Source organism: Vibrio pelagius (genome assembly GCF_024347575.1).
Lineage (GTDB): Bacteria > Pseudomonadota > Gammaproteobacteria > Enterobacterales > Vibrionaceae > Vibrio > Vibrio pelagius.
Window position 1 is genome coordinate 2,664,537 of the sequence record NZ_AP025503.1, and the last position, 25,531, is coordinate 2,690,067.

Annotated in this window: 20 protein-coding genes, 10 tRNA genes and 1 pseudogene; 2 read left to right on the forward strand and 29 right to left on the reverse strand. The window is 46.6% G+C overall.

What is annotated here, in order from left to right; translation table 11 throughout:
- Positions 1 to 20 precede the first annotated feature (20 nt).
- The 19 genes from vsple_RS11590 to alaS all read right to left on the reverse strand — a co-directional run bounded on the left by vsple_RS11590 (position 21) and on the right by alaS (position 14,107).
- Positions 21 to 2,879: a M16 family metallopeptidase gene (locus tag vsple_RS11590; protein ID WP_261882077.1), complete on the reverse strand. Its 2,859-nt coding sequence runs from the start codon at positions 2,877 to 2,879 to the stop codon at positions 21 to 23.
- 9 nt (positions 2,880 to 2,888) lie between these two features.
- Positions 2,889 to 3,350, reverse strand: coding sequence for a YqaA family protein (locus tag vsple_RS11595; RefSeq protein ID WP_032549771.1), 462 nt, complete (start codon positions 3,348 to 3,350; stop codon positions 2,889 to 2,891).
- A complete protein-coding gene (locus vsple_RS11600) occupies positions 3,344 to 4,294 on the reverse strand; it encodes an NADP-dependent oxidoreductase (RefSeq protein ID WP_261882078.1) in 951 nt (316 codons plus the stop codon). The genes vsple_RS11595 and vsple_RS11600 overlap by 7 nt, the downstream gene beginning before the upstream one ends.
- Positions 4,295 to 4,448: 154 nt before the next feature.
- Positions 4,449 to 5,579 carry a sodium ion-translocating decarboxylase subunit beta gene (locus tag vsple_RS11605; RefSeq protein ID WP_261882079.1) on the reverse strand — a complete coding sequence of 377 codons (1,131 nt, stop codon included), beginning with the start codon at positions 5,577 to 5,579 and terminating at the stop codon, positions 4,449 to 4,451.
- Positions 5,580 to 5,588: 9 nt separating this feature from the next.
- Positions 5,589 to 7,373 carry a sodium-extruding oxaloacetate decarboxylase subunit alpha gene (gene oadA / locus vsple_RS11610; protein ID WP_261882080.1) on the reverse strand — a complete coding sequence of 595 codons (1,785 nt, stop codon included), beginning with the start codon at positions 7,371 to 7,373 and terminating at the stop codon, positions 5,589 to 5,591.
- Positions 7,374 to 7,404: 31 nt separating this feature from the next.
- A complete protein-coding gene (locus tag vsple_RS11615) occupies positions 7,405 to 7,662 on the reverse strand; it encodes an oxaloacetate decarboxylase subunit gamma (protein ID WP_032549775.1) in 258 nt (85 codons plus the stop codon).
- 374 nt (positions 7,663 to 8,036) lie between these two features.
- Positions 8,037 to 8,113: transfer RNA gene (locus tag vsple_RS11620), tRNA-Arg, on the reverse strand.
- A 67-nt stretch (positions 8,114 to 8,180) separates the two neighbouring features.
- Positions 8,181 to 8,257 (reverse strand) — tRNA-Arg (locus vsple_RS11625).
- Between the two features lie 56 nt (positions 8,258 to 8,313).
- A tRNA-Arg gene (locus vsple_RS11630) sits at positions 8,314 to 8,390 on the reverse strand.
- 73 nt (positions 8,391 to 8,463) lie between these two features.
- Positions 8,464 to 8,540: transfer RNA gene (locus tag vsple_RS11635), tRNA-Arg, on the reverse strand.
- Between the two features lie 57 nt (positions 8,541 to 8,597).
- Positions 8,598 to 8,674: transfer RNA gene (locus tag vsple_RS11640), tRNA-Arg, on the reverse strand.
- An 82-nt stretch (positions 8,675 to 8,756) separates the two neighbouring features.
- Positions 8,757 to 8,833, reverse strand: a tRNA-Arg gene (locus vsple_RS11645).
- A 56-nt stretch (positions 8,834 to 8,889) separates the two neighbouring features.
- Positions 8,890 to 8,966 (reverse strand) — tRNA-Arg (locus tag vsple_RS11650).
- 89 nt (positions 8,967 to 9,055) lie between these two features.
- Positions 9,056 to 9,148, reverse strand: a tRNA-Ser gene (locus vsple_RS11655).
- Between the two features lie 42 nt (positions 9,149 to 9,190).
- Positions 9,191 to 9,267 (reverse strand) — tRNA-Arg (locus vsple_RS11660).
- A gap of 42 nt (positions 9,268 to 9,309) precedes the next feature.
- Positions 9,310 to 9,402 (reverse strand) — tRNA-Ser (locus vsple_RS11665).
- Between the two features lie 431 nt (positions 9,403 to 9,833).
- Complete coding sequence (csrA, locus tag vsple_RS11670; RefSeq protein WP_004415691.1) at positions 9,834 to 10,031, reverse strand: carbon storage regulator CsrA; 198 nt, start codon at positions 10,029 to 10,031, stop codon at positions 9,834 to 9,836.
- A 92-nt stretch (positions 10,032 to 10,123) separates the two neighbouring features.
- Positions 10,124 to 11,305 carry an aspartate kinase gene (locus tag vsple_RS11675; protein WP_261883167.1) on the reverse strand — a complete coding sequence of 394 codons (1,182 nt, stop codon included), beginning with the start codon at positions 11,303 to 11,305 and terminating at the stop codon, positions 10,124 to 10,126.
- 219 nt (positions 11,306 to 11,524) lie between these two features.
- A complete protein-coding gene (gene alaS / locus vsple_RS11680) occupies positions 11,525 to 14,107 on the reverse strand; it encodes an alanine--tRNA ligase (protein WP_255229918.1) in 2,583 nt (860 codons plus the stop codon).
- 215 nt (positions 14,108 to 14,322) lie between these two features.
- Here alaS and vsple_RS11685 point away from each other — a divergent pair, with 215 nt between their 5' ends.
- Positions 14,323 to 14,688 carry a DUF805 domain-containing protein gene (locus tag vsple_RS11685; protein ID WP_261882081.1) on the forward strand — a complete coding sequence of 122 codons (366 nt, stop codon included), beginning with the start codon at positions 14,323 to 14,325 and terminating at the stop codon, positions 14,686 to 14,688.
- A gap of 78 nt (positions 14,689 to 14,766) precedes the next feature.
- Here vsple_RS11685 and recA read toward each other — a convergent pair whose 3' ends face one another.
- Both recA and pncC read right to left on the reverse strand, forming a co-directional pair.
- Complete coding sequence (gene recA / locus vsple_RS11690) at positions 14,767 to 15,804, reverse strand: recombinase RecA (protein ID WP_255229916.1); 1,038 nt, start codon at positions 15,802 to 15,804, stop codon at positions 14,767 to 14,769.
- 140 nt (positions 15,805 to 15,944) lie between these two features.
- Positions 15,945 to 16,436: a nicotinamide-nucleotide amidase gene (gene pncC, locus vsple_RS11695; protein ID WP_261882082.1), complete on the reverse strand. Its 492-nt coding sequence runs from the start codon at positions 16,434 to 16,436 to the stop codon at positions 15,945 to 15,947.
- A 132-nt stretch (positions 16,437 to 16,568) separates the two neighbouring features.
- Here pncC and mutS point away from each other — a divergent pair, with 132 nt between their 5' ends.
- The gene (mutS, locus tag vsple_RS11700) at positions 16,569 to 19,133 is read left to right on the forward strand and encodes a DNA mismatch repair protein MutS (RefSeq protein ID WP_261882083.1); all 2,565 of its coding nucleotides are present in this window, start codon (positions 16,569 to 16,571) and stop codon (positions 19,131 to 19,133) included.
- An 84-nt stretch (positions 19,134 to 19,217) separates the two neighbouring features.
- Here mutS and rpoS read toward each other — a convergent pair.
- The 8 genes and pseudogenes from rpoS to ftsB form a co-directional block, all read right to left on the reverse strand.
- Positions 19,218 to 20,208, reverse strand: a pseudogene (rpoS, locus tag vsple_RS11705) (RNA polymerase sigma factor RpoS).
- Between the two features lie 95 nt (positions 20,209 to 20,303).
- Entirely contained in the window at positions 20,304 to 21,254 is a 951-nt protein-coding gene (locus vsple_RS11710) for a peptidoglycan DD-metalloendopeptidase family protein (protein WP_261882084.1), read from the reverse strand.
- A gap of 32 nt (positions 21,255 to 21,286) precedes the next feature.
- Entirely contained in the window at positions 21,287 to 21,913 is a 627-nt protein-coding gene (locus vsple_RS11715) for a protein-L-isoaspartate(D-aspartate) O-methyltransferase (RefSeq protein WP_261882085.1), read from the reverse strand.
- A complete protein-coding gene (gene surE / locus vsple_RS11720; RefSeq protein ID WP_255229910.1) occupies positions 21,910 to 22,656 on the reverse strand; it encodes a 5'/3'-nucleotidase SurE in 747 nt (248 codons plus the stop codon). Before surE ends, vsple_RS11715 begins: the two co-directional genes overlap by 4 nt.
- A 38-nt stretch (positions 22,657 to 22,694) precedes the next feature.
- A complete protein-coding gene (gene truD / locus vsple_RS11725) occupies positions 22,695 to 23,744 on the reverse strand; it encodes a tRNA pseudouridine(13) synthase TruD (RefSeq protein WP_261882086.1) in 1,050 nt (349 codons plus the stop codon).
- Between the two features lie 22 nt (positions 23,745 to 23,766).
- Positions 23,767 to 24,246 carry a 2-C-methyl-D-erythritol 2,4-cyclodiphosphate synthase gene (gene ispF / locus vsple_RS11730; RefSeq protein WP_032549792.1) on the reverse strand — a complete coding sequence of 160 codons (480 nt, stop codon included), beginning with the start codon at positions 24,244 to 24,246 and terminating at the stop codon, positions 23,767 to 23,769.
- 2 nt (positions 24,247 to 24,248) lie between these two features.
- Complete coding sequence (gene ispD / locus vsple_RS11735; RefSeq protein ID WP_255229908.1) at positions 24,249 to 24,950, reverse strand: 2-C-methyl-D-erythritol 4-phosphate cytidylyltransferase; 702 nt, start codon at positions 24,948 to 24,950, stop codon at positions 24,249 to 24,251.
- Positions 24,950 to 25,231, reverse strand: a complete 282-nt coding sequence (ftsB, locus tag vsple_RS11740; RefSeq protein ID WP_255229907.1) for a cell division protein FtsB — start codon at positions 25,229 to 25,231, stop codon at positions 24,950 to 24,952. Before ftsB ends, ispD begins: the two co-directional genes overlap by 1 nt.
- Positions 25,232 to 25,531: the final 300 nt, after the last annotated feature.

Sequence of the window (25,531 nt, forward strand, 5' to 3'; positions counted from 1 at the left end):
CTCCCCCTTTAATGTGTACTCTAACGAATGATTTCAAGCTCTTCTATGGGAATATCTAACTTTTCTAGTTGTGGACGCAGTGAAGCTGCATCACCCACGACAATAATTTGATAATCATTCGGATCAAACCAGCGTTTAGCAAGCGCATTAAGTTGCTCTTTCGAGACGTTGTTGACTATCTCATTGCGCTGCTTGAGATAGTCTTCATCAAGACCTAAGGTCACAATGTTACTTAACAGTCCCGCTTTCTGGCTTGGGGTTTCGTATTTGAGTGCATCTTGTTGACCGACTGCGAGGCGCATAAATTTCACCTCTTCATCAGTTAATCCACTCTGGCTAAACTCATTCAGCTCATTGATAAACTCTTGAATAGAGGCAACGGTCGCATTAGCACGAACTTGAGCACTGAATACCACCGCCCCGGTTTCACGATTACTTGCGAAGTAGCCGCTTGCCCCATAGGTATAGCCTTTGTCTTCACGTAGGTTCTGGTTCACTCGGCTATTAAAGTTACCTGCAAGGTTGAAGTTCGCCAATTGAGCTAAGTACTGCTCACCAGTCGCGTCAAAAGGCAGACCTTTACGTACCAAGCGAACAATGCTTTGTGGCGCATTTGGCTTGTCGACTAGGTACAGATGTTGACCTTCTAATGGTGTAATGATCTGTGGTCGCGTCAATGGTGCCGCATCACCCTGCCACTCTTTAAAGAAGTTTAGCTGCTTTTCAGCCTCTCTTTTCGAGATATCGCCTACAATCACAATATTTGCCCCTTCAGGAGTATAGTGCTGATTGTAAAACTGTTTTACATCATCCAGTGTTAATGACTTCAGAGACTCTTCAGTACCATCACTTGAGCGGGCAAACAGGCTATCACCAAACAACACTTCACGTGTGGCCTGCGATGCCATCCAGCTCGGTTGTTGATGTTGATACACCACACCCTCTAGCATCTGTTTTTTTACTCGTTCGAAGTCTTGTTCGTCGAACTTAGGAGAGAACAACACCTCTTCTACAATCGCCAATGTCTGCGCTAGGTTTTTCTCAAGCGATGACACTGAGATATCGGTGGTATAACTACCCGCGCTAATACTGACACTGCTGCCAAGCTTATCGAGCGTTGCCTGCAACTCTTCAACCGAACGCTGCGTTGAGCCCTCTTCCATCATAGCTGCGGTTAGGTTCGCTAAACCTTCTTGACCTTTTGCCACGTAACGCTCACCGGCCGGTAGCTGGAATTGAAGTTGCACCGTTGGTGTTTCTGTCGTCACGGTACCAATCAACTCACCACCATTGGCGTAGTGGACACGATACAATTCAGGCATGGTAGCGGTAACACCAAAAGTGACCTCTGGCATGACACTGCGATCAAAGGTATTCGGTGCCTTTCTAAACTCCAACTGGTCTTCTGTTACCTTGGTATATTCAGGTAGCGTGCGAGGTGGCGTCACAAAAGTCGCTTCACGCACAGCTAAATCAAGCTGACGACGAGGAACAACGCTTAACGTCACTTTGTGCTTATCTTGGACAAAGTCTTTATAGGCTTGAGCTACGCTCTCTGGGGTTACTGCTCGAATCTGCTCTAACTGGGATTCAATACGATCTGGCTGGCCGTAGAAGGTTTCGTTTGAGGCAAGCTGAGACACTTTACCGCGCACACTCTGCAGTGCAAAGACTGCATTGGCCTCTGCCATGCCAGTAATCTGGTCAAGGCGCTCTTGAGCCACGCCCTCTTTAGAGAACTTATCTAGCGTATCCAATAGTGCTTGGTTCAATACCGTTAGGTCGCCTTTCTTACCCGAGTCGCCCATCGCATAGACATAAAGCGTACATGCAAGCTCACCACAATCATGGAACGAACCGGCACTAACGGCTTTCTGTGTCTTGACTAGGTCTTGATACAGGTAACTGTTCGTTCCTTTACCAAGAACATCAGACAAGGCATTCAATGTCGCTTGTGTTTCTTCACCACGGTAAGTCGTTGGCCAACCAACTAAAACCATTGGCTGGCGAATGTTATCTTCAAGCGTAATATATTTGTCTTCCGTTAAGACTGCTGGTTGCTTCTCAGCTTTCTCGACTTCTGGTCCTCTAGGGATCGGTCCAAAGTATTTGTTCACCCACTCAAGTGTGTCTTCTACATCAATGTCACCACCGATAGTCAGTACCGCATTGTTTGGGCCGTACCAACGAAGGAAAAAGGCTTTAAGATCATTAACATCAACGCGATCGAGATCTTCAACATAACCGATTGGCTGCCACGAATATGGGTGACCTTCAGGATAGAGTGCCTCCCCCATGCGTTCCCACATTAAACCATAAGGACGGTTTTCGTAGGTTTGAGCACGCTCGTTTTTCACCGTGTCTCGCTGAATCTCAAATTTTCGTTGAGAAACTGCATCCAACAAGAACCCCATACGATCAGACTCCAACCACAGCATTTTCTCTAGCTGATTTGATGGCACGGTTTCAAAATAGTTGGTTCGGTCTCGATTGGTGGTGCCGTTTAAAGTACCACCCGCTTCGGTGATGATCTTAAAGTGCTCTTGATCACCTACGTTCTCAGAGCCTTGAAACATCATATGCTCAAAGAAATGAGCAAAGCCAGATTTACCAATCTCTTCTCGCGCAGAGCCGACATGGTAAGTCACGTCAACATGTACCAAGGGATCAGAATCATCCGGTGAAAGGATGACGGTTAAACCATTCTCCAACTGATACTTTTTGTATGGAATCACAACTTTATCGCTAGAAGGTTTCACCTCATCAACAAGCGTGATGCCTTCTGGCAAGGAAGAAAATAGGGAAGTTGAGCTAGGTACTTGATGAGAACACCCTGCAAGGGCAATAAGAGAAAATGTACCCAGTAAAACCTTCTTCATAGGTTCTCCTTAGAAAAAACCAAAATAGATGCCAGCCAATAAGCTGTAGCGCAGTGCTTTGCCGATCGCAATCAATATCAAACTTGGTAGGAACTTCATTCGAAGCCAACCCGCAGCGAGACATAAAGGATCACCAATCACGGGCAACCAGCTAAACAATAAGGTCCAATAACCATAGCGGCGCAGCCAAGATATAGCTTTATGACCATGCTTCTCGGATTGAGTTCGATTCGGTAACCATAAACCTATCCAATAGTTGGTTAATCCACCTAGGGTATTACCCACAGTGGAGACCAAAATAATCGAGAACGTTGAAAATTGGTTGAGGCTCAAAGCGGCAATAAGACTGGCTTCTGAACCTCCGGGTAACAGTGTGGCACTGAGAAAACCACTAATGAACAGTACCCATAACGCGGAATCAGAGAACCACAGCGCTATGGCTTCAAACAATGAATTAAATGATTCTAACACTTCATATCCAGTAGAACTTTACCTCGAGTATGACCCGTTTCAACCTGTAAGTGTGCCGCTTGTGCTTCCTCCATTGGGAAGATACGTTGCACTTCTGTCTTCAAGAGACCAACACTCACCATGTATAGCATGGTATCCATCTGCTCTGGTTGTGGCTCAACCAACATACCGCTTGCTGTAAAGCCTAACAGCTGAGCCTTTTCACAGATAAGCTCTGCCGATAGTGTTGGCACTGTGACTACGCGTGCACCATCTTTAAGACACTTAAGTGCATCAAGCGCCGTGTCGCCACCAACGAGATCAATCAGAACATCAACGTCAGACACTCGCTCAGACGCAGGTGCAAACTGATAGTTGATAGCATGAGCCCCCAATGTAGCAAGGTAGTCGAGGTTCGCTTCGCTGCACGTCGTGTAAACTTCGGCTTTTGCGGCGACGGCAATCTGTACCGCTAAGTGACCAACACCACCTGCGCCAGCCAATATGAGAACACGATCGCCCTCTTTCACTTCAGCTTTGTTTAGTGCCTGTGCAGCAGTTTGGCTGGCCAGTGGCAGTGCTGCCGCAGCTTCTAGAGTCACAGAATCAGGTACCGCACTCAGAGCACTCTCAGGTACAGCAACGTATTGGCTATAGCCGCCACCTTGCAGCGGAAAACCAATGAAACCCGCAACATTAGCGCCAATAGAGAAGCGCTCTGCCGACTCACCACAAGCAATCACTTGACCCGAAATGTCGTAGCCAGGAACCCAAGGTAGGTTATCTTTATTCTGTGCAGCCGCCCAACCTAATCCCGCACGGGTTTTAACATCAATTGGGTTAACGCCAGAGAACGCAACCTTAACCACTACCTCACCCTCTTGAGGTTCTGGTATCGCACTGGTCTGAAGTACAAGGTTTTCTACCCCGCCAAACTCGGTAATCGCTATCTGTTTGTTTTCCATTTAAACATGTCCCTAATTAGTTAAAACCTAACGAATAAAAGAAAGGGATGCACAAGCATCCCTTCGACTATAAACCATTTTGTTGGGCTAAGTTAACCACTGGTTTGAAAATTAACCACCAATTAACTCAACCGCTTGGCAAGATGTAACCTGCTTAACCCACGAGAGCTAACAAGATACCTGCCGCTACCGCACTTCCCAGTACGCCCGCAACGTTTGGACCCATAGCATGCATCAGTAGGAAGTTTTGTGGGTTAGCCTCTAGGCCAACCTTGTTCACTACACGTGCCGCCATTGGTACAGCAGATACACCCGCCGCACCAATAAGAGGGTTGATGTCTTCTTTGGAGAACTTATTCAATAGCTTCGCCATTAACACACCGCCCGCAGTACCGATACTGAATGCAACAGCACCTAGGCCAAGAATACCAAGCGTCTCTAAGTTCAAGAAGGTGTCCGCTTGCAGCTTAGAACCAACACCTAGACCAAGGAAGATAGTCACCACGTTGATCAACTCGTTTTGAGCTGTCTTCGATAGACGATCAACCACACCCGCTTCGCGCATCAAGTTACCTAGACAGAACATACCGACTAGCGGAGTTGCCGATGGCAGGAACAGAATCGTCATCAGCAGCACAGCAAGCGGGAAAAGGATCTTCTCACCCTTACTTACGTGACGCAGTTGAGCCATCTGAATTTTACGCTCTTCTGGAGATGTCAGTGCCTTCATGATTGGCGGCTGGATAATGGGTACAAGCGCCATGTAGCTGTATGCTGCAACCGCAATCGCACCCAATAGATCCGGAGACAACTGGCTGGCTAAGAAGATTGCCGTTGGGCCATCTGCACCACCAATGATCGCGATAGACGAAGCATCCGCCATCGAGAACTCCATACCAGGGATGTAGTTCAGCAAGATCGCACCAAATAGCGTTGCAAAAATACCAAACTGCGCTGCCGCGCCAAGCCACAATGTTTTCGGGTTAGCGATCAACGCACCGAAGTCAGTCATGGCGCCCACGCCCATAAAGATCAGAAGCGGGAAGATGCCCGTCTCAATCCCGATGTAGTAAACGTAGTACAGCAGACCACCCGGCTCCGTAAAGCCAGCATTGGGAATGTTCGCCAATACTGCACCGAAACCAATCGGTAGCAGTAGTAGGGGTTCAAATCCTTTACGAATTGCCAAGAACAACAGTAAGCAGCCGACCAGCATCATGCAGATCTGGCCAAACTCAAAGTTAGCAATACCCGTTTCAGACCATAAGGTCATCAATCCTTCCATGGTACTCCCTTACGCCAAGCTTAGTAGTGGAGCGCCTACAGTAACTGCATCGCCTTCTTTAACATTCAGTTCTTGTACGATACCACCACGTGCTGCACGAACTTCTGTCTCCATCTTCATCGCTTCTAGAATCAGTAGCACATCACCTTCTTCTACCTGAGCACCAGGCTGTACGTTGACTTTAAAGATGTTGCCAGCCAATGGTGCTGGTACAGATTCCGCGTTCGATGCCGCAGGCGCTGCTGGTGCGCTTTGCTGAGCAGGTTGTGCTGCAGGTGATACTGACGTCAGTTGACCTTGAGGGCCGACTTCAACATCGTATACTTGACCATCCACTTTCACGCTGTAGCTTTCAATACCACCCGCGACTGGCGCAGGAGCAGCAGCTGCTGGAGCTTCAACTTCAGCACCTGGTGCAGGTTCAAAGGCTTCAGGGTTGTGGCGATTCTTCAGGAACTTAAGACCAACTTGTGGGAAAAGCGCGTACGTCAGCACGTCATCGACGGTATCTTCAGCCAGAGAAATACCTTCTGCTTTCGCTTTTTCTAACAAATCAGTAGTTAGATCATCCATTTCTGACTTAAGCAGATCAGCAGGACGACATGTAATTGGCTCTGCACCGTCTAGTACTTTTGCTTGCAGTTCAGCATCCAGCTCAGCAGGCGCTTGACCGTACTCGCCTTTCAAAAGACCCGCTGTTTCTTTGGTGATGCTCTTATAGCGCTCACCCGTTAGAACGTTGATGACCGCTTGTGTACCGACAATTTGAGAAGTTGGCGTTACCAGTGGGATGTAACCTAGCTCTTTACGTACACGTGGGATCTCTTCCAGAACTTCATCCATGCGATCCACAGCGCCTTGCTCTTTGAGCTGACCTTCCATGTTCGTCAACATACCACCTGGGACTTGAGCAATCAGGATACGTGAGTCGACACCCTTCAATTGACCTTCCCACTTTGCGTACTTCTTGCGAACTTCACGGAAGTAAGCAGCGATCGGTTCAATTTGGTCAAGCTTAAGACCGGTTGCACGCTCAGTGCCTTCCAGCATAGCTACAACCGTTTCTGTTGGTGTGTGGCCGTACGTACAGCTCATTGAAGAGATAGCGGTATCTAGAATATCGATACCCGCTTCAACCGCTTTCACGGCTGTTGCTGTTGATAGACCCGTTGTCGCGTGGCTGTGCAGTGCCAGAGGAACATCACACGACGCCTTAATACGCGTGATCAGCTCTTCTGCTTCATAAGGCTTCAGTAAGCCCGACATATCTTTGATACAAAGCGAGTGACAGCCTAGATCTTCTAATCGCTTAGCAAGATCAACCCAAGTATCTGCGTTGTGCACTGGGCTTGTGGTGTACGACAGAGTACCTTGAGCGTGTGCGCCAACATCAACCGTTGCTTTTACCGCTTTCTCAAAGTTACGTACATCATTCATTGCATCAAAAATACGGAATACATCCATCCCGTTCTTATGTGCACGCTCTACAAATTTCTCTACCACGTCGTCTGCATAATGACGGTAGCCTAAAAGGTTTTGACCACGAAGTAGCATTTGCATTGGGGTATTTGGCATCGCTTTTTTCAGCTCACGTAGACGCTCCCAAGGGTCTTCTCCCAAGAAACGAATACATGAATCGAAGGTTGCTCCGCCCCATGTTTCAAGTGACCAGTATCCGACTTTATCCAGTTCAGCTGCGATTGGCAGCATATCCTCGATACGCATTCTTGTAGCAAATAGTGACTGATGGGCGTCACGAAGTACCACGTCTGTGATAGCTAGTGGTTTAGACATGCTCATTAACTCCTTTTAATCCTTTTAATTGCTACTTAGCAGTCGATACACGGTATTGATGAACCGCGGACGATATTGCTGCCACAACCTGTGGACTAACAGCAGAAGGGGTTGATTGTGATTTTTGAATTGTTTTTGGTGCAGCGATCGGCTCGGGTACTTCTTCTGGTACCAGTTTCGACATTAACCGAACGAGATAAACGAGAATAGTTAAGAATATAAAGACGACAGACATACCTGTCACCATTAGGGTTGCCGCATCTCCTAGCAGGCTTCCTATATTAGTCATGTTGCTTCCTTTCTTTGTCATCCTGACATGTGTGCAGGATTTCAGCGAATAATGATCCCGACCCTTGGATTATCTCGATTGGTAAAAGTTTGTCAATTTTGTTTAAGGTAGTGTTACGGATAACACACAGATCAGGTTAATTATTCGCCATACAGATCACATAAATCTGATAAATTAGTGATTTTCAGGTGAATAAACTGCGACTTAATTAGGTGTTTTTCTGGAAGTGATATGAGCAAGGTGGAATAGATAGTTAGATATGACTAATTATAATAAATACAACAAGTTACCTAAAACCAAATGTTAACATTTAATTAACAATAAAAGCTCAAGACGAAAAAAAACCTCGTATAAACGAGGCTTTTTTTGAATAGTGGCGCGCTCTGGAGGATTCGAACCTCCGACCGCCTGGTTCGTAGCCAGGTACTCTATCCAGCTGAGCTAAGAGCGCGCGGTTTTGTATCAACCTAAGTCAATACTCGGATTCCATACTCATTCGAGAGAAAACCGTTAAATAGTGGCGCGTCCTGGAGGATTCGAACCTCCGACCGCCTGGTTCGTAGCCAGGTACTCTATCCAGCTGAGCTAAGGACGCACGGTTTTCGATATCGGTGTACCAATATCAGGAGTTCAATAAGAAACCCTAAATAGTGGCGCGCTCTGGAGGATTCGAACCTCCGACCGCCTGGTTCGTAGCCAGGTACTCTATCCAGCTGAGCTAAGAGCGCACGGTTTTGTATCAACCTAAGTTAATAGTTAATACTCAATTTCATACTCATTCGAGAGGAAACCGTTAAATAGTGGCGCGTCCTGGAGGATTCGAACCTCCGACCGCCTGGTTCGTAGCCAGGTACTCTATCCAGCTGAGCTAAGGACGCACAGTTTTTGATATCGGTGTTACCAACATCAGGAGTTCACTAGGAAACCCTAAATAGTGGCGCGCTCTGGAGGATTCGAACCTCCGACCGCCTGGTTCGTAGCCAGGTACTCTATCCAGCTGAGCTAAGAGCGCACGGTTTCGATATTAATTGCCAAAGGCATAATAATCAATATCAGGGTTCTCATTCTCTTGAGAAAGAGAGCCCTTGAATAAGTGGCGCGTCCTGGAGGATTCGAACCTCCGACCGCCTGGTTCGTAGCCAGGTACTCTATCCAGCTGAGCTAAGGACGCACGGTTTTCGATATCGGTGTTCCAATATCAGGAGTTCAATAAGAAACCCTAAATAGTGGCGCGCTCTGGAGGATTCGAACCTCCGACCGCCTGGTTCGTAGCCAGGTACTCTATCCAGCTGAGCTAAGAGCGCACGGTGTTTCACTCTTTCGAATGAAGTTGTGAAATATATCACACTTTGCTTACAACGAAACAAAAAAAAGGCCATCGGCCTGTAATGAATGGCGGTGAGGGAGGGATTCGAACCCTCGATGCAGCTACAAACCACATACTCCCTTAGCAGGGGAGCGCCTTCGGCCACTCGGCCACCTCACCTAATTCATTATTATCACGCCTATCTTATGATAAGAGAGATAATGGCGCGCTCTGGAGGATTCGAACCTCCGACCGCCTGGTTCGTAGCCAGGTACTCTATCCAGCTGAGCTAAGAGCGCACATATTGTTGTCTAACTTGCTACGTTTAGACTCGCAAGAAATGGCGGTGAGGGAGGGATTCGAACCCTCGATGCAGCTACAAACCACATACTCCCTTAGCAGGGGAGCGCCTTCGGCCTCTCGGCCACCTCACCGTCTTGCGGAGGCACATATTACGTTTTACCGAAAATATGTCAAACACTTTATTGAAAAAAAATGGATAAAAACACTCAACCGTTTGCAATTTAATCAAAGCGCTTGCTATTTGAACTTATTCGTATCAAAAGGCTCTTTTTCCCTTAAAAATTAAGGCGAAAGATTAGCGAGATTACGTGCTGAATTAAGTTATCTCATTTTCAACAATGACATTGTCAGTGCATAAGCAACCATACTACGAGCCTAAAAATTTCGCTACATGTGAATGCAAGAAAAAAGACAAACTCGTGACACAGCTATAGTGTTTAGCGGTGAAAGTGGAATTGCAGTAAATGCTTCCCCCCCCTATCACTCTTACCTATTCTTGGTTCAAAACACCAAGATCAAAAAAGGCTAGCAACCGTGCTAGCCCTTTTTCTACGCGAAAGTATTAGTAATTGCCAGATGCAACGTTACCATTACCTTTTTCAGCTTGAATGCGCATGTAGATCTCTTCACGGTGAACAGATACTTCTTTAGGTGCATTAACACCAATACGTACTTGGTTACCTTTAACGCCTAGTACAGTCACTGTTACTTCGTCACCAATCATCAGTGTTTCGCCAACGCGGCGAGTCAAAATTAGCATTCTTTGCTCCTTGAATAATCTCTAAATTTATCTAGCTACGAGAGCATTATCCACCAAAAGTTATATTTTCGTAAACTATCGAATGAGTTTATTTAACTAAAATGCACTTCTTTTTTCAGATAACCCTGTGCTTCACGCGCTACGATGTATGCTGTGTGTAGTATGTTAGCAGCTGTATCGACCTGATCGGGAGAAACCACCAGGGTTAAAGACTGCTGCTGTAATAAGTGATGCTGTACATCAACCTCGCCTTCAGACAACAATCCATGTGAACTGACCACAATATCTTGTGTTCGACTACCTACTACAGTTAACAAACTAACTTGTTCACTATTACGGATTTTTTCAGCAAAAACTAGTTTTAATTTCGTACTTGCGTCGCGTTTAATCACCACCGCTGCGCGTTCTGTTTCCTCGATCACACTACACACTTCTATACCAAGCAGTTGTGCTTGTGATATGAGAGACGATAACTCTTCTACTGCGCACTCTATTAACACCATATCTTTCTGAATGGCGATGCCAGATATGTCATTCAAACACTCTTCGCCGCAGATCAATGTCCCCTCACCTTTCTCAAAGCTTGATAACACGCGCAGTGGCACTTGATGCTTCCATGCAAATTGAACGCATGGCAGGTGCAAAACCTTAGCTCCGCAGCGCGCCATTTCTTCCATCGAAGGGAAATCCAGTTGAGGTAGGCGTTTGGAATCCGTAACCACTCTTGGGTCACAAGAGTAGACGCCATCAACATCAGTATAGATCTGACACTCTTGGGCATCGAGTGCACCCGCAAGTGCAACAGCGCTGGTATCTGAACCACCGCGGCCAAGGGTTGTGATATCGCCTTTACTATTAACGCCCTGAAAGCCCGCCACAATCACGATCTGTCCTTGTTCGAGCAAAGCCTTGATCGGCGCGGTATCAATATGAGTGATGGCTGCGTTGTTGTGGTTTGAGTCGGTATGAATCTTGGCTTGATAACCTGTCATCGATGTCGCTTCATAGCCCAATTTGTGTAACGTCATTGCTAATAGAGCCATCGAGACCTGTTCACCGGCTGTCAGTAAGACATCCAACTCCCTCGCGTTAGGTACGCAATCTATCTGATTGGCTAAATCAACTAATCGGTTTGTTTCTCCTGACATTGCAGAGACCACCACCACGACTTGATTACCGTCGTTCTTTGCTTCAATGATTTTCTCTGCAACTGAGTGGATTCTCTCGATAGAGCCCACTGACGTTCCACCAAATTTCTGCACGATAAGAGGCATTTTCACCCGTCCTCACCTTCCCAAGACCAATGTCTATATATGACAAAACAACACACTTCGCGTCATAGCGAAGTCATAAAAATTACCCAAAAGGTCGGAATAGGCTCTCGACCTCTTGGCTAATTTCAATGCATTCGACAAGTTCGAGCAATTAACGACGATGCAAAACAAAAGATGCCCAATCAACGGATTGGGCATCTTTGAATCAAGAGATAAATTTTATAGGCGCTCTTCTAGCCATGGTTGAACTGACTTCATCGCTTCAGGTAGAGCGGATACATCAGTACCACCTGCTTGTGCCATGTCAGGACGACCTCCACCTTTACCGCCAACTTGCTCAGCAACCATCTTCACTAGGTCACCCGCTTTTACTTTGCCGATAAGATCTTTAGTTACACCAGCGATAAGACCAATCTTGTCACCGTTGATGTTAGCTAGCATCACGACACCACTACCCATTTGGTTCTTAGCGTTATCAACCATAGTACGTAGGTTCTTAGGATCCGCACCTTCCATACCAGCGATCAAAACTTTCACGCCGTTGATTTCTTGTGCTTTACCCATGATGTTTGCACTTTCAGATGCAGCCATCTTCTCTTTTAGCTTTTGAATCTCTTTCTCTAGAGCTTTCGCCTTAGAAGCTGATTCAGCAATCTTCTCTTCGTACTTCGCTTGTTGCTCTTCGATAGCATCAAGTGCTGCTTCACCCGTTACCGCTTCGATACGACGGATACCCGCTGCGATACCACCTTCAGAAGTGATCTTGAACAGGCCAATGTCACCTGTGTTTGAAGCGTGGATACCACCACAAAGCTCAGTCGAGAACTCACCCATAGACAATACGCGAACTTCGTCATCGTACTTCTCACCGAACAGTGCCATTGCACCTTTCGCTTTCGCTGATTCGATATCCATGATATTGGTTTCAATCACATGGTTCTTACGAATTTGTGCGTTAACTAGACGCTCAACTTCTTTTAGTTGTGCTGGTGTTACCGCTTCAAGGTTAGAGAAGTCAAAACGTAGGTTGTCAGGCTTAACCAAAGAACCTTTTTGAGCCACGTGCTCACCAAGAACTTCGCGCAGTGCCGCGTGAAGTAAGTGAGTTGCAGAGTGGTTCAGAGAGATAGCAGCACGACGCTCAGCGTCTACTGTTGCTTCTACTTTATCGCCTTTCGCGAACACGCCTTCAACTAGCTCACCGTGGTGTGCAAATGCATTACCTAGCTTTTGAGTGTCTTCAACTTTGAACAGACCAGATGCAGTTTTTAGCGTACCTGTATCACCACATTGACCACCTGATTCCGCGTAGAATGGTGTCTCTTCAAGGATGATGATAGCTTTATCGCCCGCAGACAGAGAAGCAACCTCTTCGCCTTCAACGAACAGTGCAGAGATTTCGCCAGCACCTTCTGTACCAGTGTAACCACAGAATTCAGTGTTGGTTTCGACTTTAATCGTCGCGTTGTAGTCAGTACCGAATTGGCCCGCTTCACGTGCACGCTGACGCTGAACTTCCATCGCTTTCTCGAAGCCTTCTTCATCAATAGTGAAGTCGCGCTCACGAGCTACGTCGTTAGTTAAGTCAGCTGGGAAGCCGTAGGTATCGTAAAGTTTGAATACTGTTTCACCGTCTAGCTCTTTGCCTTCAAGTGCGTCTAGTGCTTCGTTCAGGATAACCATGCCGCGCTCTAGTGTGCGACCAAAGTTTTCTTCTTCGATACGAAGTACTTTTTCAACAAGCTCTTGTTGCTTCTTCAGTTCGTCTGCCGCAGAACCCATCACTTCAGCCAGTACACCCACAAGTTTGTGGAAGAATACGCCTTGTGCACCAAGTTTGTTACCGTGACGAACTGCACGACGAATAATACGACGTAGCACATAACCACGACCTTCGTTTGAAGGCATAACGCCATCCGCGATCAGGAATGAACAAGAACGGATGTGGTCAGCGATAACGCGTAGCGACTGGTTTGATAGGTCTTCGTAACCGATCGTTTCAGCCGTTGCTTTGATTAGCTTTTGGAATACATCGATTTCGTAGTTTGAGTGTACGCCTTGCATGATTGCAGAGATACGCTCAATACCCATACCTGTATCTACAGCTGGCTTAGGTAGCGGTTCCATTGTGCCGTCTGCGTGACGGTTGAACTGCATGAATACGTTGTTCCAGATCTCGATGAAACGGTCACCATCTTCTTCAGGTGTACCAGGACGGCCACCCCAAATGTGCTCACCGTGATCGTAGAAAATTTCAGTACATGGACCACAAGGACCTGTGTCACCCATTGTCCAGAAGTTATCAGACTCGAACTGTTTACCACCTTCTTTATCGCCGATGCGAACGATACGGTCAGCAGGTACACCTACTTTCTTGTTCCAGATATCGAATGCTTCGTCGTCTGTCTCGTATACCGTTACCAATAGACGATCTTTAGGCAGTTGAAGAGTTTCGGTTAGAAATTCCCAAGCAAACGCAATCGCGTCTTCTTTGAAGTAGTCACCAAAGCTGAAGTTACCAAGCATTTCAAAGAATGTGTGGTGACGAGCCGTGAAACCTACATTTTCAAGGTCATTGTGTTTACCACCAGCACGTACACAACGTTGAGCCGTAGTCGCTCGAGTGTAGGCACGCTTTTCGGCGCCTAAGAAACAATCTTTGAATTGGTTCATACCTGCGTTAGTAAATAGCAGGGTTGGATCGTTATGTGGAACTAACGATGAACTGTCTACGATTTGGTGTCCTTTGCTCTCAAAGAACTTAAGGAACGCGTTGCGAACCTCATCAGTGCTCATGTACATGCAGCTCTTCCTGAAAATAGTCGAGTTAGAATTTTGCGCTATTGTAGACCAAGCAAACGCTGACGACTAGTTTTCTAGCGTAAAAGAGTCCTTATAGGGTTAGTTCAACCTAAAGAAACCGCAAAGCATCGATTTTTGCAAAATTACCTTGAGGACAACAACACACTAAAACACCTTCTATACTCAAAGAATGCAACCGCACTTTAGGTGACGATATGAGCTTAAAAGCACTACTATTTTCTTTCAAAGGACGAATTTCTCGACGACCTTATTGGTTGGTCAGTATTGCATTGTTGCTTTGGGGGAGTGTATTAAATCAGGTCTACTTCTCTCAATTTAATGAGCAGAACCTGATGCAGATTAGTGATGTCATTCTCACCCTGACTAACATGGTGATTGTGATTTGGATTAATTTTGCCGTTCAAGTGAAGCGTTGGCATGATCGAGACAAAGTGGGATGGTGGGCGCTACTCTGGCTGATCCCAATCATAGGTCAAATATGGGTGATCATCGAATGCGGATTTTTCAAAGGAACACCGGGACAAAACCGCTTCGGATCATCACCAACCGGAGAACTATAATTTTCCAGTATTTATGGCCTCGGCTTCAGAAAAACCAAAGCCTCGCAAGTGCGAGGCTTTTATTGTTAATCAAGAGAATTAAAACTCTTCTTCTGGCATCTCACCAGTTTCTGGTGCTTCAGGCTGAGCTGGAGTCAGTAGCATTTCACGAAGTTTAGCATCGATAGTTTTCGCTGCTTCTGGGTTCTCACGAAGGAACTTACCAGCGTTCGCTTTACCTTGACCAATCTTATCGCCGTTGTAGCTGTACCAAGCACCTGCTTTTTCAATCAGCTTGTGCTTAACACCTAGGTCGATGAGCTCACCTTCACGGTTGAAGCCTTGGCCGTATAGAATTTGAGTTTCTGCTTGCTTAAATGGTGCAGCAATCTTGTTCTTAACAACCTTGATACGCGTTTCGTTACCAACAATCTCGTCGCCCTCTTTGATAGAGCCAGTACGACGAATATCAAGACGAACAGATGCGTAGAACTTAAGTGCGTTACCACCCGTCGTCGTCTCTGGGTTACCAAACATCACACCGATCTTCATACGGATTTGGTTGATGAAGATACACATACAGTTAGATTGCTTAAGGTTACCTGTTAGCTTACGCATTGCTTGAGATAGCATACGTGCTTGAAGACCCATGTGGCTATCGCCCATTTCGCCTTCGATTTCCGCTTTCGGTGTCAATGCTGCTACTGAGTCGACAACAAGAACGTCAATCGCACCTGAACGCGCTAGCGCATCACAGATTTCTAGTGCTTGCTCACCAGTATCTGGTTGAGAAACAAGAAGTGCATCGATATCAACACCCAGTTTTTGAGCGTAGATAGGGTCTAGTGCGTGCTCCGCGTCGACGAATGCACACGTTTTACCTTCACGCTGAGCTGCTGCAATAAGCTCTAGTGTTAGTGTTGTTTTACCTGATGATTCTGGACCGTAGATCTCAACGATACGACCCATTGGTAGACCACCAGCACCTAGTGCGATATCTAGAGATAGCGAGCCAGTAGAAATCGTTTCTACATCCATTGTGCGGTTGTCACCAAGACGCATGATAGAGCCTTTACCAAACTGCTTTTCAATCTGACCAAGGGCTGCGGCTAACGCTTTTTGTTTATTCTCGTCCATTACTATCTCCACATAATCGGTTGTCTATAACAAGCGATCTAGAATCTGTTTCTAACCCACATAGGGGTGACTAATTGGTGCTTATTATACTGTTGATTCATACAGTGTCCATACCTGTATGAAAATTATTTGTACAATTGTTACTTCTCTTCCAACAGATAATCATAAATAACCTCTAACGCACAGGCGGTCGCTTGTTGTCGTACTTGTGATCGATCACCCGCAAATACATGCGTTTCTACTTTTTGCCAGCCATTGTTTGCAGCCCAAGCAAAACAAACGGTGCCAACTGGCTTCTCTTCACTGCCACCTCCAGGGCCCGCAATACCGCTGATCGACACTGCGATCGTACCATTAGAGTGTGCCAACGCGCCTTGCACCATTTCAACCACCACAGCCTCACTGACAGCACCATTAGCTTCTAGCGTTGCAGCTTGCACGTCAATCATCTCTTGTTTGGCTTCATTACTGTAAGTAATAAAAGCACGGTCAAACCACGCTGAGCTACCGGCAATATCCGTGATTGCACTTGCAACGCCACCACCAGTACACGACTCTGCCGTCACTAAAACGTGCTGATTTTTTAATAAAAGCTGGCCGAGTTTTTCGCTGAGTTGTTGAATCGATGACATGGTGACAAACTCCATTGTTTCTGCATGGTTTCTACATGAGTGAATTTGAATCTTTATCGCTTGCGCCGCTTTTCGCAGGTATCGCTTTCACGTATCCTAAGCCGCAATAGAAATAAACGAAAGAAGTTAACAGTGAAAGCCGATCAAAAACATACTCCCATGATGCAGCAGTACCTAAAACTCAAAGCAGAGAATCCAGAGATCCTGCTTTTCTATCGCATGGGAGATTTCTACGAGCTTTTCTATGATGATGCCAAAAGAGCCTCTCAACTCCTTGATATTTCCCTAACCAAACGTGGCTCATCTGCTGGCGAACCTATCCCAATGGCAGGCGTACCGTTTCATGCCGTAGAGGGCTACCTCGCTAAACTGGTTCAACTCGGTGAATCTGTGGCGATCTGCGAACAAATCGGTAACCCTGCAACATCGAAAGGTCCAGTAGAGCGTGCCGTTGTTCGTATCGTGACACCGGGTACCGTCACTGACGAAGCCCTTCTTTCTGAGCGCGTTGATAATCTGATTGCTGCGATTTATCACCACAACGGCAAGTTTGGTTACGCAACTTTAGATATTACTTCAGGTCGATTCCAACTTTCGGAGCCAGAGACCGAAGAGTCAATGGCCGCTGAACTGCAACGGACTTCACCAAGAGAACTGCTCTTCCCAGAAGACTTCGAACCTGTAGAACTAATGGCGAACCGTAACGGTAACCGCCGTCGTCCAGTATGGGAATTTGAATTAGACACGGCCAAGCAGCAACTCAACAAACAGTTCGGTACTCGCGACCTCATCGGCTTCGGTGTGGAACATGCCAAGCTCGGTCTATGTGCTGCAGGTTGTTTGATCCAATATGTCAAAGATACCCAGCGTACTGCTCTGCCGCATATTCGCTCACTGACTTATGATCGCCAAGATCACTCTGTGATCTTAGATGCAGCGACTCGTCGCAACCTAGAGATCACTCATAACCTTGCAGGTGGCACCGACAACACGCTGGCAGAGGTACTCGATCATACAGCAACACCAATGGGTAGTCGTATGCTCAAGCGTTGGTTACATCAGCCAATGCGTAATATCTCCGCTCTCGACCAACGCTTAGATGCCATTGGTGAGATGAAAGATTTGGCATTATTTACAGAGCTACAACCAACACTGAAACAGATTGGTGATATTGAACGTATCCTTGCTCGATTAGCTCTTCGCTCAGCTCGCCCACGCGATATGGCGCGCCTACGCCAAGCGATGGACTACCTTCCAGAACTTGCAGATACCCTAGAGCAAGTCTCTCATCCATATCTTACTCAGCTTGCACAATATGCGGCACCTTTTGAAGAAGTGTCTGAGCTGCTTACTCGTGCGATCAAAGAGAACCCACCGGTTGTGATTCGCGATGGCGGCGTGATTGCTGCAGGATACAGCGCAGAGCTAGATGAGTGGCGTGACCTTGCAGATGGTGCAACAGAGTACTTAGACAAACTCGAAGCGGAAGAGCGTGAACGTCACGGGATTGATACGCTAAAGGTTGGCTACAACAACGTACACGGCTTTTTTATTCAGGTAAGCCGAGGTCAAAGCCACTTGGTCCCACCTCATTATGTACGCCGCCAAACGTTAAAGAACGCTGAGCGCTACATTATTCCTGAGTTAAAAGAGCACGAAGACAAGGTACTGAACTCAAAATCCAAAGCACTAGCGATTGAAAAGCAGCTTTGGGAAGAGCTGTTCGACCTGTTACTGCCACACTTAGAGCAACTGCAGAACATCGCCTCTTCAGTATCACAATTAGACGTTCTTCAAAACCTAGCTGAGCGCGCTGATACCTTAGATTACTGTCGCCCAACTCTAACTAAAGAGCCTGGGGTACACATTCAAGCGGGTCGTCACCCTGTGGTTGAACAGGTAATGGACGAGCCTTTCATTGCCAACCCGATTGACTTGAATGATCAACGTAAGATGCTGATCATCACAGGTCCAAATATGGGCGGTAAATCGACCTATATGCGTCAAACTGCGCTCATCGCACTAATGGCTCATATTGGTTGTTACGTTCCTGCAGAGAGTGCAACCATTGGCTCAATCGACCGTATCTTCACTCGAATCGGTGCATCAGATGATCTTGCGTCTGGCCGTTCAACCTTCATGGTAGAGATGACAGAAACAGCCAACATTCTCCATAACGCAACGCCAAGCAGTTTGGTTCTGATGGATGAGATCGGTCGTGGTACAAGCACCTACGATGGCCTATCACTGGCTTGGGCAAGTGCGGAGTGGCTGGCAAATCAAATTAATGCGATGACACTGTTTGCCACTCACTACTTCGAACTGACTGAACTCCCAAACCAAATCCCAACCTTGGCGAATGTTCACTTGGATGCTGTTGAGCATGGCGACAGCATTGCCTTCATGCACGCCGTTCAAGAAGGAGCAGCAAGTAAATCTTACGGTCTTGCAGTCGCTGGGCTGGCAGGAGTTCCAAAAGCCGTGATTAAGAATGCACGAGCTAAGCTCACCCAATTGGAAGCGCTAAGCACAGAGACACCAACCGCGAATAAGCCAAGTGGTGTCGATATTGCTAACCAGTTGAGCTTGATCCCAGAACCGAGTGAAGTGGAGCAAGCACTAGCAAACGTCGATCCAGATGATCTAACGCCGCGCCAAGCGCTAGAAGAGCTGTATCGCCTAAAGAAACTGCTCTAGTCAAAGACAGATTCATTAACCTCGATAAAAACAGAAACGCTGACATTGAGTCAGCGTTTTTTATTGGCCATTTCGAAATCTAGACTAATCGTTTTCAACGTTGAATAGGTTCTCCATATTCAAGCCTTGCTTGATAAGAATTTCTCTTAAACGACGTAGACCTTCTACTTGAATCTGGCGTACACGCTCACGAGTTAGGCTGATCTCACGACCAACTTCTTCAAGAGTCGATGGCTCATAACCAAGAAGACCAAAGCGACGTGCAAGCACTTCTTTCTGCTTAGGATTCAGTTCATCTAACCAGTCGATCAGTGATGTTTTGATATCGCTGTCTTGGGTTGAAACCTCAGGGTCGGAATTGTTTACATCAGGAATGATGTCGAGTAGTGCTTTCTCACCGTCACCACCGATAGGCACCGATAGGCGTGTCTACTGAGCTCACGCGCTCGTTAAGACGTAGCATTTTGCTTACGTCACTTACCGGCTTATCTAGCTTAGTCGCAATCTCTTCTGCGGTTGGCTCATGATCCAACTTTTGTGATAACTCACGAGCAGTACGTAGGTAGATGTTTAGCTCTTTCACAACATGTATTGGCAGACGAATAGTACGCGTTTGGTTCATCAACGCGCGTTCGATCGTTTGACGGATCCACCATGTCGCGTAAGTAGAAAAGCGGAAACCTCGTTCTGGATCGAACTTCTCAACAGCGCGGATCAAACCTAGGTTACCCTCTTCGATAAGATCGAGCAGAGCTAAACCACGGTTGCTGTAACGACGTGAGATTTTAACCACAAGACGTAGGTTACTTTCGATCATGCGTTTGCGGGCTGCTTCGTCTCCGCGTAATGCGCGACGAGCATAAAGCACTTCTTCTTCTGCGGTTAAGAGTGGAGAGAAGCCAATTTCACCCAAATACAACTGAGTTGCATCTAGGCTTTTCGAAGTCACTTCGACTTCTTCTTTCGCTTCTGTTTTTTTAGTGACGGTTTGCTCGCCTTGATCAACGTTTGCCAACTCCGTGGTCTCTTGGTCAAGTTCGAACTCTTCTTTAATAACTGCATTGCTGATACTCATAACGCCTCCCCCTGGCGATATTAGCAAGACATTACAACTTAAAATGTCGCTAAATGACTATGTCACTTCATACAAGTACCGTTGCGGCACTCATATTAAGGTAAATAACGTTTAGGATTAACGGATTTACCTTGGTAACGAATCTCAAAGTGCAGCCTAACGCTTTTGGCTCCAGAACTGCCCATTGTGGCAATTTTCTGTCCTGGTTTAACACTTTGCCCTTCAGATACTAATAGTCGATCATTATGCGCGTATGCACTTAAGTAGTTGTCATTATGCTTTACAATCACGAGATTGCCGTAGCCTCTGAGTGCATTACCCGAATAAACAACCGTTCCCCCTGCAGTAGATACGATAGGCTGACCACGCTGTCCTGCTATGTCTATGCCTTTGTTTCCTTGTTCACCTACAGAGAAATTCTTGATCACTCTCCCTTTGGTTGGCCATAACCATTTCGATACTTTATCGTTAGTTGGCTTGCTGGCGGTTGTAACATTCTGTTTACCTTTAGAACCAACATACTCCTTTGGCTTCGATTGTTCAACCTTCTTTGGTGGATCTTTTTTAACCGTTTTCGCTGTTGACTGCACAGGTGCTGGTTTAGAGTTTTTACTCTTTACTGGCTCAGCCTTGGCGGTAACAGGCTTAGAAGATTTCGAGCTGGAGGAGCTCGGTGCGCTCACAACAGGAACAACCGGTGCAGGTTTAGGATCAGGGGTAACACTTGCAATGGCTGTCGACTTACCATAAGCGGGCGCCTTGTATGACGGACGCCATAACTTAAGCTTCTGCCCTGGGTGAATGGTATAAGGCGCAGAAAGGTCATTGTAGTGAATCAGGTCATTGACATCTTTATTGGTCAAATAAGCGATAAAGTAGAGGGTATCGCCCTTTTGAACCTCATAATAACTACCACGATAGCTGCCACGCTCAATGGCGGAGTAATCTTTATTCAGACTTGATACCGGTGCAGGGGAGTGAGCTGCGCACCCTGCCAGTACGCAACACAACAATATGGTTATCCCGTTTGAAAACTGTGAACGCATTCAGTTGTTATCCATCTACACCAATAGTTTTATTACGCCAACTCACCCGGCACCAAAGGGACAAACCGCACCATCTCAATCGTTTCTGATAGGTACTCATCACCTTGACGGGTAATTTTTAACAGTTGTTGTTCGTTGTCGCCAACAGGGATCAGTAAACGACCACTATCACTCAGTTGCTCTAAGAGCGCTTGAGGGATGGATTCTGCTGCTGCCGTTACAATGATGGCATCAAATGGGCCTTTCGCAGACCAACCTTGCCAACCGTCACCATGTTTAGTGGAAATGTTATAAAAATCAAGCTGCTTGAGCCGTCTTTTGGCATCCCACTGTAATGACTTGATACGCTCAACAGAATAAACATGATCGACTAGCTGAGCCAATACCGCCGTTTGGTATCCCGAGCCTGTTCCAATTTCTAAGACGCGACTACTTTGCTGAAGTTCCAGTAACTCCGTCATTTTTGCCACAATGTAAGGCTGAGAAATTGTCTGGCCTTGACCAATAGGCAGAGCATTGTTGTCATAAGCTTGGTGATGCATCGCCTGTGATAGAAAACGCTCTCTTGGCAAACGGAAAATTGCATCGAGAACCTTTTGGTCTCGAATACCACTCTCAATCAGGAAGCTAATTAAACGGTGTGCGTGAGGATTGCTCATTTGCGCTCTCCTAACCACTCCGACATTGCGCCCAAAGATTCATGAGCAGTTAGATCAACCTGCAGTGGCGTCACAGAAACGAAGCCATGCTCTATCGCATAGAAATCTGTTCCCTGCCCTGCATCTTGCTCCTTACCTGGAGGACCTAACCAGTAGATATCATGACCTCTTGGATCTTTCTGCTTAATCATGTCTTCAGAGTGGTGACGAGCCCCAAGACGCGTCACCTGCGTACCCTTAAGATCACCAAAAGCAACATCTGGAACATTGACGTTCAATAAACGATTGGTTGGGATCGGTCGAGCTAAGTGTTGTTCAACGATTTGGCGTGCAATAAGAGCGGCGGTTTTAAAGTGTTGTTTGCCTACCAAAGAGAACGCAACTGACTGTACACCTAAAAAGTGCCCTTCCATCGCTGCGGCAACAGTACCTGAATAGAGCACATCATCACCCAGATTTGCTCCATGATTAATGCCGGTCAGCACTAAATCCGGCATGTCATCCTTGAGCAGTTCATTCAATGCAAAGTGCACACAATCGGTTGGTGTACCTTGTACAGAGTAGGTGTTAGCTGCGATTTCTTGAACACGCAGAGGCTGTTCAAGCGTTAATGAATTCGACGCACCTGAGCGATTACGATCAGGTGCAACGATAATAACGTCAGCAAGATCGCGTAGCTCATCAGCTAGGGCATGAATACCCTGAGCATGAACACCATCATCATTGCTGAGTAGAATCTTCATTCTGTATCCTTTCTTAATATCCGTTTCAGTTTACGTCTTTACTGCGCGTATTGTCGCTCAACCACAACTTCTTCCACTAGTTCACGAACAATCGCTGTCGCAAAGCAACCTGCATCCAATGAAAACTTAAGTGTGATATTGTCGCCTTCCACTTCCCATGAAAGCTGTTGTGGCTTAAGAGAAGCTTCGCGACGGTCATGACGCATACGGTTGCCGCGAATGAGCGCCATTAAATCAGGCTCATCATCAAGGTGCTTCTGCTCAAGAGCGAGTGCGTTGTCTTGTGTCGGTAGTGCATTGTCTCCAGCCATCGCTACTGAAACCTGCGCTTCGCCTTTCTCAACCGCTAGATTCAACGCTTCAAGATTATCAGTTGTGGCCAACAGTTGCTCACCAGCACTGAAAACGACATCACCAAGAATTGCTGAGTTAAACACGTTCTGTTCGATACGCTCTGACAAAATGCGATTGAAGATCCAAGAGCGAGCTGCAGATAGATATAAACTGCGTTTGTTCTGGTTACGTGTTCGCACGTTATCACGACCCCAGCGACGAGCTTCAGATAAATTATTACCTTCATTACCAAAACGCTGAGCACCAAAATAGTTCGGTACACCTAGCTTCGCCACTTGTTCGAGACGGTTTACCACATCAGCCGTGTCAGTCACTTCAGACAGCGTCAGTTCAAATTGGTTACCAACTAGGTCGCCTGGGCGTAGCTTTTTGTTGTGACGCGCCGTTGCCAAAATCTCAATGCTTGGGTATTGAGTCAAGAAAGCGGTAAAGTCTGGGGTATCACCCTTTGCTAGATGAACACTCAACCATTGCTCAGTTACTGCATGACGGTCTTTCAGTCCCGCCCAGCTCACGTCTTTTGATTTAACACCACAGGCTTTTGCCAGCTCGTTAGCAACAAAGCTGGTGTTCTCACCGGTTTTGCGGATGCGCACCATTAGGTGTTCACCCTCTCCAGTGAATTCGAAACCTAAGTCTTCGATAACCACAAAATGCTCGGCTTTCGCTTTTAGTTTAGCTTGTGCCGTCGGCTTGCCATTTAAATAGGCAAATGAAGATAAAATATCTGACATGCTGTTCTTTTCGTTGTGGTGCTTATGCACTTTTAGTAATTAGGACGACTGCTTCGCTTGCAATGCCCTCTTTTCGTCCGGTAAAACCAAGGCGCTCAGTCGTTGTCGCTTTTACGTTTACGTTACCAATATCGGTTTCAAGATCCTCAGCAATCGCTTGGCACATCGCATCAATATGCGGAGCCATTTTTGGCGCTTGTGCCATAATAGTCACATCCACATTACCTATTTGGTAGCCTTGTTCTTTAACGCGGCGGTAAACATCTTTGAGCAGCTCGCGGCTATCTGCACCCTTCCACTCATCATCAGTGTCAGGGAAGTGACGACCAATATCGCCCGCGGCAATCGAGCCTAATAGCGCGTCGCATAATGCGTGCAGAGCCACATCACCATCTGAGTGCGCAACCAGTCCTTGCTCATAAGGTACGCTCACGCCACCAATAATTACTGGGCCTTCGCCACCAAACTTATGAACATCAAAACCGTGGCCAATACGAATCATCATTATTCCTTATTCTGACTTAAATAGAACTCAGCCAATGCTAAATCTTCTGGCTGAGTAACCTTAAAATTATCTGAGCGCCCAGCAACCAGAGCTGGCGATGCACCTTTCCACTCAAACGCAGACGCTTCGTCGGTAATCGATACGCCTTGTTCAAGAGCCTCTGTTAGAGCCTGCTGCAGCGGTAAAGTTCGAAACATTTGCGGCGTCAATGCGTGCCATAAATTAGCACGCTCTACGGTGTGATCAATCTGCCCATCAACACCTCGTTTCATGGTATCTCGAACAGGAGCAGCTAGAATGCCACCTACCGGATGAGACAGTGACACTTCAATCAGCTTATCGATGTCATCCTGCTGAATGCATGGTCGAGCAGCATCGTGAACCATAACCCACTCACCCAAATCGCTCTCTTGAATATAGTTCAGAGCAGACAGAACCGAGTCGGCTCGCTCATTACCACCTTTAACACGCACAACATCTGGGTGTTGGCTCAAGCTCAATTCAGGGAAATATGGGTCACTTTCACTGACGGCTACCACGACCTTACTCACTTGAGGGTGAGAGAGCAGCTTGTTAACGGTGTGTTCCAGGATGGTGATCGCGTGAATCGTCAGATACTGTTTCGGGCGATCGGCCTTCATTCTACTGCCGACACCCGCCGCAGGTACAACCGCAACAATACCCTGTTTATTCGTCGGCATTAGTGCGACTCCTCACCAATCATGCGATAAAACGTTTCCCCTTCCTTCACCATACCGAGTTCATGTCGAGCACGCTCTTCGATGGCATCTAACCCTTGACGAAGGTCGTCGATTTCCGCAAACATTTCTGCATTGCGAATGTGAAGCTTCTCGTTCACTTGCCTTTGAACGTCGATTTCATTGTTCACTGTGTAGTAGTCCGAAATACCATTTTTACCGAGCCACAACGTGTGTTGCAGCCAGCCAAGTAAGATCAGCAAGACAAGAGCAAAGATTCGCATAACACCTTTCGCTGGTTAGAAAAGAAGGAACTAGAATAAGGCACATATATACCATAATGCGCTTATTGGTGCGAGATATGTGGTGTAAGGGAATCTATAAGTAGAAGATTTATCGGACAGAATCGTTATTGGTAACAAAGAGGTTCTCGATTCGTTCACCTATCACTCTCGTGACTCCCAAGAATGAGGGACGACCGAGTTGGGAATCCATTGAAATGATCATTGGGTGAGATTCCCTACTCCTTCTTTCGTCAGTCTAGGGAAAGACGAATTTTAGGCAAAAAAATGCCCCGCTATTGC

Bases quoted from the DNA above. Each gene is read 5' to 3' on its own strand.
- vsple_RS11600 (WP_261882078.1), bottom strand. From the start codon at position 4,294: ATGGAAAACAAACAGATAGCGATTACCGAGTTTGGCGGGGTAGAAAAC.
- vsple_RS11675 (WP_261883167.1), bottom strand. From the start codon at position 11,305: ATGCCTCTTATCGTGCAGAAATTTGGTGGAACGTCAGTGGGCTCTATC.
- oadA (WP_261882080.1), bottom strand. From the start codon at position 7,373: ATGTCTAAACCACTAGCTATCACAGACGTGGTACTTCGTGACGCCCAT.
- truD (WP_261882086.1), bottom strand. From the start codon at position 23,744: ATGTCAGATATTTTATCTTCATTTGCCTATTTAAATGGCAAGCCGACG.
- recA (WP_255229916.1), bottom strand. From the start codon at position 15,804: ATGGACGAGAATAAACAAAAAGCGTTAGCCGCAGCCCTTGGTCAGATT.
- surE (WP_255229910.1), bottom strand. From the start codon at position 22,656: ATGAAGATTCTACTCAGCAATGATGATGGTGTTCATGCTCAGGGTATT.
- ispD (WP_255229908.1), bottom strand. From the start codon at position 24,950: ATGCCGACGAATAAACAGGGTATTGTTGCGGTTGTACCTGCGGCGGGT.
- ispF (WP_032549792.1), bottom strand. From the start codon at position 24,246: ATGATTCGTATTGGCCACGGTTTTGATGTTCATAAGTTTGGTGGCGAA.
- vsple_RS11685 (WP_261882081.1), top strand. From the start codon at position 14,323: ATGAGCTTAAAAGCACTACTATTTTCTTTCAAAGGACGAATTTCTCGA.
- vsple_RS11715 (WP_261882085.1), bottom strand. From the start codon at position 21,913: ATGAGCAATCCTCACGCACACCGTTTAATTAGCTTCCTGATTGAGAGT.
- ftsB (WP_255229907.1), bottom strand. From the start codon at position 25,231: ATGCGAATCTTTGCTCTTGTCTTGCTGATCTTACTTGGCTGGCTGCAA.
- csrA (WP_004415691.1), bottom strand. From the start codon at position 10,031: ATGCTAATTTTGACTCGCCGCGTTGGCGAAACACTGATGATTGGTGAC.
- vsple_RS11590 (WP_261882077.1), bottom strand. From the start codon at position 2,879: ATGAAGAAGGTTTTACTGGGTACATTTTCTCTTATTGCCCTTGCAGGG.
- pncC (WP_261882082.1), bottom strand. From the start codon at position 16,436: ATGTCATCGATTCAACAACTCAGCGAAAAACTCGGCCAGCTTTTATTA.
- vsple_RS11615 (WP_032549775.1), bottom strand. From the start codon at position 7,662: ATGACTAATATAGGAAGCCTGCTAGGAGATGCGGCAACCCTAATGGTG.
- vsple_RS11605 (WP_261882079.1), bottom strand. From the start codon at position 5,579: ATGGAAGGATTGATGACCTTATGGTCTGAAACGGGTATTGCTAACTTT.
- vsple_RS11710 (WP_261882084.1), bottom strand. From the start codon at position 21,254: ATGCGTTCACAGTTTTCAAACGGGATAACCATATTGTTGTGTTGCGTA.
- alaS (WP_255229918.1), bottom strand. From the start codon at position 14,107: ATGTACATGAGCACTGATGAGGTTCGCAACGCGTTCCTTAAGTTCTTT.